The organism is Bradyrhizobium sp. AT1 (assembly GCF_001590795.1).
In the GTDB taxonomy this organism is placed as follows: Bacteria; Pseudomonadota; Alphaproteobacteria; order Rhizobiales; family Xanthobacteraceae; genus Bradyrhizobium.
Genome location: NZ_JXDL01000001.1, coordinates 2,629,758 through 2,645,415 on the forward strand (window position 1 = coordinate 2,629,758; position 15,658 = coordinate 2,645,415).

Genomic DNA, 15,658 nt, shown 5'->3' on the forward strand with positions numbered 1-15,658 from the left:
AGCTTTGCAGCGCATGATAATTGCAAGCGATCCTTTCGATCGACTGGCAATGGTCAATGCGGGCTGCCACGGAAACACAACAACGGGGCACACGCCGACGGGAACTCACTTACTGCTTCGGCCCATTTCGACTGGTTCCCCGCCGCCAATTGCTCCTTCTCGAGGGGCGCCCCGTCAAGCTGGGCGGACGCGCATTCGAGCTCCTGCAGGTGCTGGTACAGCGCTGCGGCGATCTGGTCAGCAAGAATGAGCTGATGGCTGCGGCCTGGCCGGGCACCTTCCTCCACGACAGCAATCTCAAGGTCAACATGTGGAGCCTGCGGCGCTCGCTGGGAGATACCCAGATCGAGCCCCTCTACATCGCGACCGTGGCGCGCCGCGGGTACAAGTTCATCGCGGACGTGCAAATCGGTATCGGCGAGGTCGAGGACGATCTGGCGCTTGCCGATCCGCCTTCCCTGTCCAATCCGCCATTGTTGCGCGGCATCGTTGGTCGCGAAGCGGACATCGCCGAAATCGCTGATCTGTTGGCTGACAACAGGCACGTGACGCTGGCTGGCACGGGAGGGATCGGCAAGACGACGGTTGCGGTGGCCGTCGCCCAGGCGTTTGCACCACGGTGCCGCGACGGCGTCTGCTTCGTCGACCTCGCCACGATCTCCGATCCGACGCTGTTCGGCGCGGCGCTGCTGACGGCGCTGGGCATCAGAGGCAACACGGACAACGGTCTGGCTGCGGCTCTCGATTATTTGAGGCCGCGGCAGATGCTGCTCATCCTGGACAATTGCGAGCATGTGCTGCCCGCCGCCACGATCTTTGCCGGCAAGTTCATGACGGATACATCGCCGTCCAGGCTGCTTGCGACGAGTCGCGAGCCGCTCGGCACCGCCGCCGAGCATATCGTGCGGCTAGGTTCGCTGGCCTCACCGAAACCCGGCCTCGCCCTCACCGTCGATCAGGCCGTCAGGTTTCCGGCGGTGCAGCTGTTCGTCCGTCGCGCGGCCGAATGGTCGGACTACCAGTTCGCCGGTGACGATTGCGAGGACGTCGCCTCGATCTGTCACGCGCTCGACGGCCTTCCGCTGGCGATCGAACTGGCGGCGGCCCAGATCGGCAAGTTCACCCCTCGCGAATTGGTGGCGCTGCTCGATCGGAAATTGGGTTTTCGCGCCTCCGACGCCGAGGGCGCACCGCCGCGCCATGAAACCCTGATGGCGACAATCGACTGGAGCTTTCGTCTGTTGCCGCAGAACGAGGCGAGACTATTCTGCCTGCTGTCGGTGTTCAGTGAGGCGTTTGACGCCGGCGATGCGGTTTTCGTCGCAGAGGCGGCGGGGATCACCCCGGTCGACGTCGTCACCGGCCTCGGCAGTCTCGTCGCCAAATCGCTGTTGAGTGCACAGGCGCGCGGCGCAAGCCTGCGCTATCGGCTGCTCGACAGCACGCGGCGGTATGCCGCCGAGCGACGCTTGGCCGATCCGGCCTGCGGCCGGGCACTGCGCCGCCATGCAGAATGCGTCCTCGCGCTGTTCGAGCAGTCCGAGGAGGAGTGGAACTGGCGCGAGCCGACCGATTGGACCCAGCGCTACCTCGGTCGCATCGCCGATCTGAGAGCTGCGCTTTCTTGGGCATTCGGAGAGGCAGGCGATGCCCATCTGGGAATCAAGCTCACGGTTGCGGCGATCACCCTGTGGTCGGAAACCTCCATCCTGTCGGAAGCGCAGGCACGGTTGAACGGTGCGCTCGCTTTGGCCAAGACGGTCGCGTGCGATGATCTGTCGAAGGCAAAGCTCGCCTGCGCCCTTGGATGGAGCCTGTTCTACGCCCGCAACATGTCGAATGAAAACGAGGTTGCCTGGCTCGATGCGATCGCCTTTGCACGGCGGGCCGGCAACATCGAGTATCAGCAACGTGCGCTGGTGGGCTTTGCCTTTTACCTGTTGCAGATCGGCCAGCTCCCGCGCGCCATAACCTATCTCGAGGAGGCCACCGCGCTGGCCGACCGGGAACGCGACCTGACGGCAACGTCCGAAGCCGACCGGGCACTGGCCTGGGCCCGCGCCTTTGCCGGCCAATTGAGCAAGAGCCGCCCGGTTCTGGATCGTCTTGCGGCAAACTATTCCCTGGCAGAGGGCCGTTCGCGCAAAGACGCGAACGAGGTCTACCGGTTCATCACCGTCCGCTTCAACCTGCCCTTCGTGGCCTGGATGCAGGGACAACCCGACTACGCGGCGAGGCTGGCCCAAGACGCGGTCGATGCCGCGGACCGCAGTGGTCATTGGGTATCGCAATCGAACGCACTTGGCCTCGCCGCCCTTCCTGTCGCGTTCGAAACCGGCAATCTCGACGCGCTCGAGAGCTACACGATGCGGCTGCGTCGCAACCTGGAACGCGAGCGCATCTCGCGCTGGGTTCCGGTCGAGCGCTATTTCTCCGCCTGCCTTCGCGACTTGCGTGGCGATCCGCGCGCGGTGGAGCATATTCGAACCGCGATCGAAGAGTTGATCGAATGCCGCTTCCTGATGCGGATAGGCAGCTATCTCGCGGTCCTCGCCCGCGCCTATTTGCAGCAAGGGCGGATCGCGGAGGCGCGCGAGGCCATCACGCGGGCGATCGGCCATCAGGAACGTCAGGGCGAGCGCTGGTGCCGGTCAGAACTTCAGCGGGTCGACGCAGCGGTCCTTCTTCATTCCGGGGAGCCGCTACGCGCTGAAAAACGGCTGCAACAGGCACTCGCCGAAGCACGCGCCATCGGAGCGGCGACATTCGAATTGCGCATCGCCACCGATCTCGCCGCACACTGGATCGGGACCGACCGCAGGATCAAGGCTGTCCGACTGCTGGCCCCGATCTATGAAGGCTTCGCCGAGGGCTTCGAGACGCCGGATCTGGTTGCGGCCTCGCGCCTGCTGGAGCGCGAGCCGCCGAGGGCGATCGGCCGCGGCCACTATCGCCAGCCGAAGCCAGTGCACGCCCGCGATGCATAGCTGGCCTACCGCCGCACCTGCCGCACGCGCTTTACGCCCAGGGTAATTCCTGATCCTCTCTCCCCAACCAGCCGGATCAACCGGCCTCGCCAGGGAGAGAGACGTCATGAAGCTCGGCACCGCCATTGCGGAAATCATGCGGCGCGAGGGGATCGAGATCCTCTGCGGCTATCCCGTCAACCATCTGATCGAGCACGCGGCCAAGGCCGAGATCCGCCCGGTGATGGTGCGGCAGGAGCGCGTAGGCATCCACATGGCGGATGCGATCTCGCGCGTGACGTCGGGACGCAGCATCGGCGCGTTCTGCATGCAGCATGGGCCCGGCGCAGAGAACGCGATGGGCGGCGTCGCGCAGTGCTTCGGCGAATCCGTTCCGGTGCTGGTGCTGCCGATGGGCTATCAGCGCCGGCTTGCGCATATTGAGCCGAACTTCAATTCCAGCGAGGCGATGAAGCCGTTTTCGAAATCGTCCGAGCCGATCATCCTCGCCGCGGAAGTCGCCAACATATTCCGCCGCGCCTTCACGAAATTGAAGAACGGCCGCGGCGGTCCCGTCATCGTCGAGATCCCCTCGGACATGTGGAACGAGGAGGTGCCGGAGCCGCTCGACTACACGCCGGTGCTGCGCACGCGCTACGGCGCCGATCCCGTGCATGTGAAGGAGGCGGCCAGCCTGCTCGTCAACGCCAAGCGTCCGGTGATCTATGCCGGCCAGGGCGTGCATTACGCGCAGGCCTGGCCGCAATTGAAGCGGCTCGCCGAGCGGTTGGCGATCCCGGTGACCACCAGCCTCGGCGGCAAATCATCGTTCCCGGAAACGCATCCGCTCTCGCTCGGCTCCGGCGGCCTCGCCGTGCCGCGTGCGGTGCCGAAATTCCTCACTGAAGCCGACGTCATCTTCGGCATCGGCTGCTCATTCACCGAGACCAATTTCGGCATCGCGATGCCGAAGGGCAAGACCATCATCCATTCCACGCTCGATCCCAATCATCTCAACAAGGATGTGGAAGCGAAAATCGGCCTGGTCGGCGACGCCGGCCTCGTGCTCGACGCGCTGCTGGAGGAGATCGGCAAGACCGTCACATCCGATCGCGATGCCTCCGCCGTTGCGGCCGAGATCGCGACCTCGCACGAGGAATGGCTGGCGAAATGGATGCCGAAGCTCACCAGCAACGACGCGCCGCTCAGCCCCTATCGCGTGCTGTGGGACCTGCAGCACACCGTCGACATCGACAACACCATCATCACGCACGACGCCGGCAGCCCGCGCGACCAGCTCTCGCCGTTCTGGAAATCGACAAAACCCCTCACCTATCTCGGCTGGGGCAAGACGACGCAACTCGGCTACGGCCTCGGGCTCGCGATGGGCGCCAAGCTCGCAAGGCCCGACAAGCTCTGCATCAATGTCTGGGGCGATGCGGCCATCGGCTTCACGGGAATGGATTTCGAGACGGCGGTGCGCGAACGCATCCCGATCATGTCGATCCTGCTCAACAATTTCTCGATGGCGATCGAACTGAAAGTGATGCCGATCTCGACCGAAAAATACCGCTCGACCGACATCTCCGGCGACTACGCCACAATGGCGCGCGCCTTCGGCGGCTATGGCGAGCGGGTGTCGAGGCCCGAGGACATCATCCCCGCGATCAGGCGGGGCATCCAGAAGACCAAAGAAGGCGTGCCCGTGCTGCTGGAGTTCATCACCAGCAAGGAAACCGAGGTGTCGCGGCCGGGCACGTGAGGCCCGTCGAAAGCTGGCTCCAGCTACGGGGGATGTGATAATCCGGCTTGGTGCCGCGCAGCTCGCGGCATCGAGCCGGATTGCGGATGACTGACCGTCCCAACGATATCGCCGAGGAACTCGCAGCCGAGAACGCCCGGCTGCGCAGCGAGCTGGCGATTGCGCGGGATCGCCAGAGCGCCAGCGCCGAGATCCTGCGTAATATCGCGGCCTCCCCCTCCGATGCCCGGCCGGTGTTCGCGGCGATCGCGTCCAGTTCCAGGCGCTTGCTCGACGGCTTCTCCGCCACCGTGCTCCGGTTCATCGGCGACGAGCTGCATCTCGTGGCGTTCACACCGACCAGCCCGGAGGCGGACGAAGGGCTGAAGGCTTCTTTCCCGCGCAAGATCGCGGACTTTCCGACCTTCGCCCTGGTGCGCGGCGGCGAGACCATCCAGTTTCCGGACAGTGAGGCCGATGACGTCCCCGAGCTGAACCGCGCGCTGGCCCGGCTGCGCGGCTTTCGCAGCGTGTTGTTCATGCCGCTGATGAACCGGGGAACGCCGGTCGGCATGATCAGCGTCACGCGCGCCCAGCCCGGCGCATTCGCGCCCGACCTCGTGCAACTGCTGCAGACCTTCGCCGACCAGGCCGTGATCGCAATCGAGAATGCGCGGCTGTTCAACGAGACGCGCGAAGCGCTGGAGCGGCAGACCGCCACGGCGGACATTTTGAAGGTGATGGCGGCCTCGCCCTCGAACGTGCAGCCGGTGTTCGACGCCATCGCCGCCAACGCCAACCGGCTGATCGGCGGCTTCTCCACCGCGGTGCTGCGCTATGCCGACGGTGCCGCGCACCTTGCCGCCTTCACGCCGACCGATCCGGCCGGCGACCAGGTGCTGCAGGCGTCGTTCCCGGTGCCGTTCGCGCAATTTCCACCCTATTCGCTCGTGGCGAATGGCACGGCGGCGCAGTTGCCCGACACCGAGCTCGAGCCGGCGGCGCGCGACATCGCGCGTGCGCGGGGCTATCGCAGCATGCTGTTCGCGCCCTTGATGAGCGAGGGCGAGGCGATCGGAATCATCATCGCGACGCGACGCGCGACCGGTGCGTTCGCCGATCATCACGTGCGGCTGCTGCAGACTTTTGCCGACCAGGCGGTGATCGCAATCAAGAATGTCAGCCTGTTCAACGAGGTCGCGACCCGCACCGGGGAGCTCGCCCGCTCGCTCGACGATCTGCGCGCCGCGCAGGACCGGCTGGTCCAGACCGAGAAGCTCGCCTCGCTCGGCCAGCTCACCGCCGGCATCGCGCACGAGATCAAGAACCCGCTCAACTTCGTCAACAATTTCGCCTCGCTCTCCGCCGAATTGACCGACGAGCTGAACGAGGTGCTCGCACCTGTCGGCCTCGCAGACGACGTTCGCGCCGAGATCGGCGAGCTCACCGGGCTGCTGAAGGACAATCTGGGCAAGATCGTGCAGCATGGGCGGCGCGCCGATTCCATCGTCAAGAACATGCTGCTGCATTCGCGCGAGGGCGGCGGCGAGCATCGCCTGAGCGACATCAATGCGGTGGTCGAGGAGAGCCTCAACCTCGCCTATCATGGCGCGCGGGCCGAGAAGCCGCAGTTCGACGTGACGCTCGAACGCGATTTCGATCCCGCGGCAGGCTCGGCCGATGTGTTCCCGCAGGAGATCACCCGGGTGCTGCTGAACCTGATCTCGAACGGATTCCATGCGGTCGCCAAGCGCAAGGCGGAGAACGCGGCGGCCGGCTACGCGCCGGTCGTGACCGCCGCGACCCGCGACCGCGGCGATCACATCGAGATCCGCATTCGCGACAACGGCACCGGCATCCCGGACGCGGTGAAGGAGAAGATGTTCAATCCGTTCTTCACCACCAAGCCGGCCGGCGAAGGCACCGGGCTCGGACTGTCGATGAGCCACGACATCGTGGTGAAGCAGCACGGCGGCACGATCGACGTCGCGACCGAGCCGGGCAAGTTCACTGAATTCACGATTCGGTTGCCGCGCAAGAGTGGTCTGTCCGACAACAGCTGAGGATAATCGCCCCGTGGGTGCTTTCAGCAAACTTGCGTGGCTCATGCGGCAGCAATTGCTGTCGTTGTCCGGCGTCGGCCTCATGCTGGGTGCCCTGTTCTTTGCGGCCTCGCTGACGCCGACGCTGGTCCCGCGGAGCTATCTCACGCAGGGCGCCGTCGCCGGCGCCTGCTTCGGGATCGGCTATCTCGCCGGCAATGTCTGGCGCTGGCTGTGGCACTATCTCGAATTGCCCGAGCCGTCGGCACGCGTGAGATCGACCGCAAATGCGCTGGTCGCGGTCGCCTGCCTGCTCGTCGTCATCCTCTTTCTATGGCGGGCGGCCGGATGGCAGAACTCGATCCGCGCCGTGATGAAGATGGCACCGGTCGAGACCGCCCATCCGCTCAAGGTCTGCGTCGTCGCCTTGATCACGTTCGTCGTGCTGCTGGTGCTGGCGCGGCTGTTCGTGCTCGCCGCCGGCTTCATTGCCGCGCGGACCAGGCGCATCGTTCCGAAGAGAATCGCGAACGTCCTCGGCGTGCTCGCCGCGGGCCTGCTGTTCTGGTCGATCGCCACCAATGTCCTGATCCGCACGGCGTTCAACGCACTCGATTCGTCCTTTCGCGAAGTCGACGCCTTGCTTGAGCCCGAACGGCCGCAGCCGACCGCGCCGGAACGGACGGGAAGTCCCGCCTCGCTGGTGAAGTGGAAGCAGCTCGGACGCATGGGGCGCAGGTTCATTGCCTCGGGGCCGACCGCAACGGAGATCAACGCCGTGACGGGACGGCCCGCGAAGGAGCCGGTGCGGGTCTATGTGGGCCTCGGTGGCGCCGACACGGCGCAAGCGCGCGCCAGGCTCGCTCTCGACGAGCTGAAGCGGCAGCACGGCTTCGACCGCAAGATCCTGATCGTGGTCACGCCGACCGGAACCGGCTGGATCGACCCCGCCGCGATGGATACCGTCGAATATCTCCACCATGGCGACATCGCCAGTGTCGCGATGCAGTATTCCTATCTCAACAGTCCGCTGTCGCTGCTGTTTCAGCCCGAGTTCGGTGCGGAAGCCGCGCGCGCTTTGTTTGCCGAAATCTACGGCTACTGGACCACGCTGCCGAAGGACCGGCGGCCGAAGCTTTACCTGCATGGACTGAGCCTCGGCGCGATGAACTCGGAAAAATCCGCAGAGCTGTTCGAGACGATCGGCGATCCCATTGCGGGCGCCCTTTGGAGCGGCGCGCCGTTCGAAAGTCGCATCTGGCGCTGGATCACCGCGAACCGCAATCCGGGCACGCCGGCCTGGCTGCCGGAATTCCGCGACGGCCGCTTCGTGCGCTTCATGAACCAGGATGGGCCGACGGTACCGGCAGATGCGCCTTGGGGCCCGATGCGCGTCGTCTATCTGCAATATGCCAGCGACGCGATCAGCTTCTTCGCCTATCGCGACGCCTATCGAGCCCCTGACTGGATGTCGTTGCCACGCGGGCCGGATGTGTCACCGGAGCTGCGATGGTATCCCGTCGTGACGATGCTGCAGCTCGCCCTCGACATGGCGGTCGCGACCCATACGCCAATGGGCTTTGGCCATGTCTACGCGCCCGAGCACTACGTTGATGCCTGGGTCGCCGTCACCGATGTCCATGATTGGTCCGCCGAGTCGCTGGCGCAGCTCAAGGCCCATCTTGCAGCGGCGGCGCGACAGGCCGCCGGGGGCAACGTCGCAGAGCAGCCTTATACCGATCGGGGCGGCTGAGCCCTATTCCGCCATCTCGACGGGTTGCTGCGCCGAGGGGCCGGCCAGCGGCCGCTCCTCCATCGCGATCAGGCAGAGCGCGGCCCCGGTCATCAGCGCGGTGGCGGCGCCGAACACGTAGCGGAAGGCGTGGCGCATGTCCTCTGTGGGAATCGCAACGGCGCCTGCGGCGTGATGCTCGCCGGCAAGCGGAACGTCGATGCCGAGCGCGATAAGCAGGATGGCTGCGAAAGCGGCGACCGTGAAGGACGACATCAGCGAGCGGAAGAAGTTCAACGCACCCGTGATGGTGCCGACCTGCGGCCGTGCGACCGAATTCTGGATTGAGACGACGCAAACCGGAAAGGTGGTGCCGAGGCCGAGTGCGAACGCAGCCATCAGCGTCAACAGGCCCCATAGCGGAAGCGTCGTCAGCGTGAGGCCAAGGCCGCACAGCGCGGCCCAGGACGTGCCGACGATGGCGACGCGCTTGTAATGCTTGGCCCGCGCCATGGTACGGCCGGCGATGGCTGCACCGCAGGTGGAGACGGCCGCGAGCGGAATCAGCGCGAGGCCCGCCTCGCTGGCGCTGAGGTGATAGACGGATTCGTAATAGAGCGGGAGCTGGACCGTGAGACCCGTGATGGCGCCGAGCGCGCAACCGCCGGCCATCAGCCCGAACGGCACGACGCTTCCGCCGAGCAACGGCAGCGGCAGGAACGGCTCATCCGCGCGACGCGCGTGCCAGACGAAGCTGACGACGAGCGCGACCGCGCCGCCGACCATCGCAAGCACCGTCGGCGAGAGCCAGGGAAAGCGCGTGCCGCCCCAGGTCAGCACCAGCATGAAGACGACGGCGGAGGCCATCAGCAGCACGCCGCCGAGCCAGTCGACCTTGCGCTTGCGGTGGAACACCGGAATCTTCTTCATCTTCGGCAGCAGCAGCGCGAGCGCCGCGGCGGTCAGCGGCAGGTTAATCCAGAAGATCATCGACCAGTGCAGATGCTCGGCGAAGACGCCGCCGATCACCGGGCCCAAAATGCCGCCGACCATCCAGACGCTGGAGAAATAGGCCTGGTACTGGCCGCGCTCGCGCGGGGAGACGACATCCGAAATCACGGTCTGCACGACAGGCATGATGCCGCCGCCGCCGAGGCCCTGAAGGCCGCGCGCCAGGATCAGCATGGGCATGTTCGGGGCGATCGCGCACAGCACCGAGCCCGCCACGAACAGGCTGAGCGAGATGATGATCATGGCGCGCCGGCCGTAGATGTCGCTCAAGGTCCCGAACACCGGCGCGACCGCGGTCGAGGCGAGCAGATAGGCGGTGATCACCCAGGAGAGATTGGAGACGTCCTGAAACTGGCGCCCGATGGTCGGCAGCGCGGTCGCCACGATGGTCTGGTCGAGGGCGGCCAGGAACATCGTCAGCATCAGGCTCATGACGATGGTGCGGACCTCGTCCTGCGACAGCGGCACCGGCGGCGCGATGGACGGCGCGTCATCGACGCTGATCACCTCGCTCGGAAGCCGGGACAGCTCTTCGGCGATATCGTCAGGCAAAGTCTGGGTGTCGGCAGAACTGCTCTGCCGGTCGAACTTGTTCATTTCGCTCGGACGTCGTGTGGCGGCGCAACGCCGCGAAGGATTCGTTCTATAGTAGCAACATAGACGGCAAAGTCCTTCTCCGGCAGGCACCGCCGCGCATGGGTGCATCCCACCGACGCACCATCGCGATTGCGTGAGTGACGTTTCTGGCCTCCCAGGTCCGGGCGGCTCGGGACGGCTTCCGAAAGCAGCCCCCGTAAAGTCCCGGACCCTACAGGTCCAGCGGCTTGAGCAGATCGATCAGATGCGGCTTGTCGGGATCGACGATCACCACTTTCCCGGCGAGCTTGGGATTGTTTTTGAAGAGAGCGGCAAGGCTGTGTTTTGCCGGCGACCAATTCTCCCTGACCGGCTTTTTTGACGCCGGATTTTTCTTCTTTCTGGCCTTTTCTTTGGCTTGCTCCTTTTCCCAGTCTGCTTGTCGCGCGATATCTATTTCCTCGACCGGATACGTAAGGTGGATCGTGTAGTCAGCGTCGGCGCCCCGAGCCTGCAGCAGCATCTCGAGCGTGGCACGTTCGGGATTGCCATGCTCGCCATCCCCGGAGAAGACGTAGTGATCGGCCGGCAGGCGGTTGAAGAAGATCGTCTCCATGTTGTTGTCGCTGCCGTGGTGCGGAACCTTCAAGAGATCAACGTGCTTCTTGCCGCCCGCTTTCAACAGCCCGGCCTGCTCCATTCCCTCCAAAATCTTGTCGCCTCGGGCGTCGCCCGTCAGCAGCATCGTCTTGCCCCCGAGTTCGGCGAGGACGACGATGCTGGACAGGTTCGGAATGGATTCGTCGACGAAAGCCGCCAGCGCGGCTTCGGGCGATTTCTTTTTCTTCTCCTTTTGCGCGCGCAGCCATTTGTCATGCTCTTCCTGCAAGGCCAGCAGTTCCGGCTGCATCGGCCCAACCACCGTTATCGTCAGATCGCCGAGCGTCACTGGCTTCGCGGTTTCGGCCGCAAGGATCAGCTTGCCCTTGAATTTGTGGTTGGGCTTCCAGCCGAGGGCCTTGGCATCGTCCCGCAAGGTGCGCCCCTGCGGAATGCTGGACAGCACTTCGACCGTTTGATGCATATCCTCGTTTTCGATGGCGGTCTCATCCCTGAGCATGCTCTGCCCGATGCTGGCCAGCACGCTTCCGGAATCCAGGCCCGCCTCGCCTCCCGCGGCCGTCGCCTCGACCGAGGCGACGCCAAAACCCGCCACCAACTGATCGGGCTTGGTCTTGAGCAAGTCGTCGAAACTGTTGTGCCACAGGCTGGTCACGGCGAGACGCACGTCGGGGCTGTTGGTGCGCTGCTCCCTGGTGAGGTCGAGAATTCCCTTGATGTGGTCGTCGTCGACATGACTTACCATGACGACGTCGACCGGTAGCGCCTCCTCGCCCAGATCGCGTGTTTCATGGATCTTTTGCAGCCGCGGCTTGAGAAAGGGCTCGTACACATCCGAGGGACCGCCATCGATCAAGATCAGATGTGGATCCTGCTCCGATCCGAAATGAAGCATCAGACAATCGCCCTTGCGCGCCCGCAAGACATCGAGACTGAAGAACATGTCCGCCTCCCCTAAATGGATTGAAAGGCGCGCAGCACGTCGAGCATGCCGTGGCCCTGGAAACTTCGTTCGCGACCGAGATCGGTCGCGCTCTCGCACAGGATGCGCTTGACCCGCCGAGGCTGGCCGATCAGTTCCTCGTAGCGCGCCAGCAGCATCGCCGCGGCGCCACTGACGTGCGGCGCGGCCATGCTGGTACCGGATTCAGGGCCCCATTCCTGGTGATTGCCTCCGATGATGCATGATTGCACCCGCTCCCCCGGCGCCACCAGATCGGGCTTGAGGCGACCATCGCCCGTCGGGCCGCGGCTCGAGAAGAAGCTCACGCCATAGGTGTGCGGCCAATTGCCGTGCGTGGACCCGACCGTGATGACGCTCTCGCTATTTCCGGGATCCGTGATGCTGAACGCGGCATAGCTTTCGAAAACGCCGCCGTCGGTGGTCGTGAGCTTCTGGAAGCCGCGATTACCCGCCGCGGCCACGACCACGACCCCGCTCTCCACGAGCCTCTCGCATTCGTTGCACACCGGCGTGCGCCCACAGGCGTAATTGCGAACGTTGTGCGGGATCGACAGGCTGAGATTGGCGCCGTGAATCGTGATGTAGTTGTGCCGTTCGTTCACGTAGCGGATGTATTGCAGAGCGGCGATGACCGCGAATTCAGTGTCATCGATGGTCTTGCCCAGAACGCGGAAATCGTAGATGCGGATGTCGGGACACATCCCGTCGGGATGGCCAGTCCTGCGTCCATCGGCGCCGATGATGCCCGCGACGTGGGTACCATGCAGACTGACCGGCTGCGGCGGGTTCTTGAGCGTGATCAGCTTTTCGACGACCCCCCAGTTGATGGGACGCTTTGCCCTTGCGTTCGCGGCAATCTCCTTCAGATAGTCCGACGCCACGGCGGGTTCGATGCCGGCGGCATTCGCAATGTCCTCGAGTTCGGCCGCGGCGATGTCGCCCTCGTCGTTGCTGACGATCTCGCGAATTCTCGTGAAGTCGAACGTCTTCCTGACGCGCGATCTGTCGGGGTTGTCGTGCTCGGCGAAGGCCTCGTGGTCGGCGTCGATGCCGGAATCGAGCACCGCCCAAATGATGTTCTTGCAGTTCACTTTGAACAGGGAGTGCGCGGCATCGGCCTTCACGGCTGGCACGGAGCGGTCGAGCGCCGCCGCCGCGACGCGGTTGAGCGAGACCTGGAAGATGTAGCCTTCGCTCCCGGCTTCGTCGTCGTCGGGATCGTCCGATGCAAGCGCTTTGGGATTGGCCTGAATCACTCCGTAAAGCTCGAACATGCCCGCGATGATTTCGGGGACGTGGGGCAGATAGGCGCGGAATGCCTCATCGATCTGCAGCCGCGGCAGATGCGGTACCGGCTCAGGCGGGGCGCTGCCCGGAATGGTCGGACGCTCGAGCTTGCCGATCCAATAAATCAAGCCCGCGAGCGCGATGTACCTTTCGAGTGACGTAAAATTCCTATGATCGTCGCCGCGCTGATCGGGCTCTCGTTGGAGCAACGCGTACAGGTTGGCCTGGTCGATCTTCAGTATTCGTTCCTGAAGCTTCGACTGGCTCCACCATTGCGTCAGAGGCACGAGGATGCGGAGCACTTCGTCGAAATACAGCCTCGCTCCCACGAGGCCCTGCAGATAGGCGACCTTCGCCCTCACCTTCGGCCGCTTCGATGGCGGTGGATTTTCGGCCTGGCGCTCCTGCTGGCGCAGATCTATCCCCCGCGGGATGATTTGGGCAACGGCCGCGGCCGTGACGTTCTTGTGCGGTGTTATCAACACGTCCTGAACGAGGCCCGGATCAAGCGCATAGGCGGCCCAGACGTCACCCAGCAAGGGGGAATCCTGGAGCACGCGGCGGTCGTCGACCGGACCTAACAGGATATGCTCGACGAGTTCCGCCGGAACCGAGAACTGCAGGGGCCTGTCCGCCTTGGTGGCAGCATCGCTCGGCGGAGGCTGCGCCGTGCCGGACTGCGGCTTGGCAGCCGGTGCATTTTCAGCTGCGCTCGAACCGGATTCGGCTCCCTCCGTCGCGGTCGATAGGGGCGCATCTGCCGATTTCGGCGTGCCCCGACGCGATCCGCGTCCCTGCTTGCGTTGCTTTGCCACGTTCGGACCTCTGCGTCAGACCCCAGACTGCGGATAGGGAAAGGCCGGCGGCGGCCCGACCGCCGCGACATGCTTGCGCACAGCCGCATCGCAAACCGCGTAACCCCAGTTGATCAGCTGTTCCTGGGTCTTCGGGTCGAGCTTCTTCAGCCGCGTCGGCAGTTCGGCAAGCCGCATCGTGCGATCCAGCGGACAGTTGAGTGCATCCGGCAGCTGGTAATCGGTAATGTCGGTGCGGATGCCCCAATAGGCGCCCTTGCGCGTTCCCGACTTGAAGGAGTCGACGACCTGGCGCTTGCGCAGAGAACGCACTTGGTTGTCGATCAGGTTGAGAACTCTGTAGGAATGCCGCGGCCAGTCCGTCTCCGGCTGCTCCTCCTCTCGGGTCTTGCCGCCGGCATCACTGACCAGAACGGTCTGGTGCCGCTTCCATGCTGTCTCCAACCCGAGATTGTCATAGACCCCGCCGTCGCTGAGAACGACGCGCGTCGTGAATGGCGGTCGCTGGAGATCGAGCCCGGTACCCGGCACGAAGTCCGTGTCCTTCAGATGCAGTTCAAACGGGGACAGGACCGGCGGAAACGCGGACGACGCAGCGACCGCCTGCGCCAGGGGAATCCTCGGATTCTTCACCTCGCCAACCCGATAGTCGCGCATATAGGGCTTCATGAAACGCCAGAGAACGCCCGATTGCACATTGGTTGCGTTGATCACGAAGCGCGGTTCGTCAGGCATGTCCTGCAACGTCTTGCCGTGAAACAGGTGATCGTCGTACGCCTCGGCGATACGGTCGCCGATGCTGCCCGGTAACAGCGCGCCCAGGATGACCGACTCGGCATCGATCGTGATGCCGGCGAAGGCGCGCAACGGCGCGACAAACTTAGGAATGAAATGGCTGTTGACGCTGCCGGGTTTGAAACTGAGGCCGGGCCACGCCAGCGCCAACATGCCGGCAGTGATCGACCCGCCTGAAACGCTCGATATGCGCTTGACGCCCTCCAGCAGCCCCGTCTCGTAGAGGCGCCAAAGGACGCCGATGTGAAACACCATCGCGCGATATCCTCCACCGGAAAGGCAGAGCGCGGTGGTCGGTTCTGGTGGCTTGCTCTCGTCGTCGGTCGGTATCGGGTGAACCGGGTCAGTATTCATCGGACCCCTCAAAAATTTAGGGTACCTCAATAACTTGCAACAACCTGAATAATTATCGTCTTAAATCTACAACCACCTTAGCGCTTCAACTTTTGAATGTGAAGTGCCTCGGCGTGCGACCGCTGCGCACAGCGGCTCAGGGCCGCTTCTTCAGGCGGGCCCGCTTCGGCAGCAGTGCCGGCCATTGCACGATGTGGTCCTCGAGTTCCTCGTCGGGGGTGTCCTCCTCGCTGCCCTCGACCCGGCCACGTACGGAGACGCCGGCCTCATGCACGGTATTGGGATCGCCGGAGACCAGCGGATGCCACCAATAGAGGTCACGGCCCTCGGCGACGAGCTTGTAGCCACAGCTCGGCGGCAGCCAGTTCAGGGTGCGGACATTGGCCGGGGTCAGACGGACGCAATCCGGAACCTTGTCTGACCGATTCGGATAGTCCTTGCAGCCGCAGCTCATCCCATCGAGCAGCTTGCAGCCGATATGGGTGAAATAGATGTGCCCGGTGTCCTCGTCCTCGAGCTTGTTCAGGCAGCAGCGGCCGCAGCCGTCGCACAGGCTTTCCCATTCGGGCCCCGACATCTCTTCCAAGGTCTTGGTTTTCCAGAAGAATCCTTCCTGGCTTGAAGGTCGTTTGGGAGCTGCGGTCATGCGCCTCAACAAGATTCGAAAGAGTGACGGCGAAGGTCATCTAGGGCGAGCGGCCGGGGTGGTGCAAGCAATGCGCCTTTGAGGCCCGTAATGACCCGGGGTCAATTC

General features: G+C 64.3%; 9 protein-coding genes. 4 read left to right on the plus strand and 5 right to left on the minus strand.

Annotated elements, in window-relative coordinates; genetic code table 11:
* Positions 1-20 precede the first annotated feature (20 nt).
* The 4 genes from SE92_RS12520 (at position 21) to SE92_RS12535 (ending at position 8,502) form a co-directional block, all read left to right on the plus strand.
* Complete coding sequence (locus SE92_RS12520) at positions 21-2,987, plus strand: ATP-binding protein (protein ID WP_245324555.1); 2,967 nt, start codon at positions 21-23, stop codon at positions 2,985-2,987.
* Positions 2,988-3,039: 52 nt separating this feature from the next.
* Complete coding sequence (locus tag SE92_RS12525; protein ID WP_283806816.1) at positions 3,040-4,728, plus strand: thiamine pyrophosphate-requiring protein; 1,689 nt, start codon at positions 3,040-3,042, stop codon at positions 4,726-4,728.
* An 86-nt stretch (positions 4,729-4,814) separates the two neighbouring features.
* A complete protein-coding gene (locus SE92_RS12530) occupies positions 4,815-6,770 on the plus strand; it encodes a GAF domain-containing sensor histidine kinase (protein WP_063195978.1) in 1,956 nt (651 codons plus the stop codon).
* Between the two features lie 43 nt (positions 6,771-6,813).
* Positions 6,814-8,502 (plus strand): alpha/beta hydrolase, encoded by a 1,689-nt coding sequence (locus SE92_RS12535; RefSeq protein ID WP_063195979.1) that lies wholly within the window; start codon positions 6,814-6,816, stop codon positions 8,500-8,502.
* A 3-nt stretch (positions 8,503-8,505) separates the two neighbouring features.
* Here the strand turns inward: SE92_RS12535 and SE92_RS12540 are convergent, their stop codons facing one another.
* The 5 genes from SE92_RS12540 to SE92_RS12560 all read right to left on the minus strand — a co-directional run bounded on the left by SE92_RS12540 (position 8,506) and on the right by SE92_RS12560 (position 15,550).
* Complete coding sequence (locus SE92_RS12540; RefSeq protein ID WP_063195980.1) at positions 8,506-10,089, minus strand: MDR family MFS transporter; 1,584 nt, start codon at positions 10,087-10,089, stop codon at positions 8,506-8,508.
* 211 nt (positions 10,090-10,300) lie between these two features.
* Positions 10,301-11,632 (minus strand): ComEC/Rec2 family competence protein, encoded by a 1,332-nt coding sequence (locus SE92_RS12545; RefSeq protein ID WP_063195981.1) that lies wholly within the window; start codon positions 11,630-11,632, stop codon positions 10,301-10,303.
* Between the two features lie 11 nt (positions 11,633-11,643).
* On the minus strand, positions 11,644-13,755 hold the full coding sequence (locus SE92_RS12550) for a S8 family peptidase (RefSeq protein ID WP_245324556.1): 2,112 nt from the start codon (positions 13,753-13,755) through the stop codon (positions 11,644-11,646).
* Positions 13,756-13,770: 15 nt separating this feature from the next.
* A complete protein-coding gene (locus SE92_RS12555; protein WP_063195982.1) occupies positions 13,771-14,904 on the minus strand; it encodes a patatin-like phospholipase family protein in 1,134 nt (377 codons plus the stop codon).
* A gap of 136 nt (positions 14,905-15,040) precedes the next feature.
* Positions 15,041-15,550: a YcgN family cysteine cluster protein gene (locus SE92_RS12560; protein WP_063195983.1), complete on the minus strand. Its 510-nt coding sequence runs from the start codon at positions 15,548-15,550 to the stop codon at positions 15,041-15,043.
* Between the last annotated feature and the right edge of the window lie 108 nt (positions 15,551-15,658).

Bases quoted from the DNA above. Each gene is read 5' to 3' on its own strand.
- SE92_RS12530 (WP_063195978.1), top strand. From the start codon at position 4,815: ATGACTGACCGTCCCAACGATATCGCCGAGGAACTCGCAGCCGAGAAC.
- SE92_RS12535 (WP_063195979.1), top strand. From the start codon at position 6,814: ATGCGGCAGCAATTGCTGTCGTTGTCCGGCGTCGGCCTCATGCTGGGT.
- SE92_RS12555 (WP_063195982.1), bottom strand. From the start codon at position 14,904: ATGAATACTGACCCGGTTCACCCGATACCGACCGACGACGAGAGCAAG.
- SE92_RS12540 (WP_063195980.1), bottom strand. From the start codon at position 10,089: ATGAACAAGTTCGACCGGCAGAGCAGTTCTGCCGACACCCAGACTTTG.
- SE92_RS12560 (WP_063195983.1), bottom strand. From the start codon at position 15,550: ATGACCGCAGCTCCCAAACGACCTTCAAGCCAGGAAGGATTCTTCTGG.
- SE92_RS12545 (WP_063195981.1), bottom strand. From the start codon at position 11,632: ATGTTCTTCAGTCTCGATGTCTTGCGGGCGCGCAAGGGCGATTGTCTG.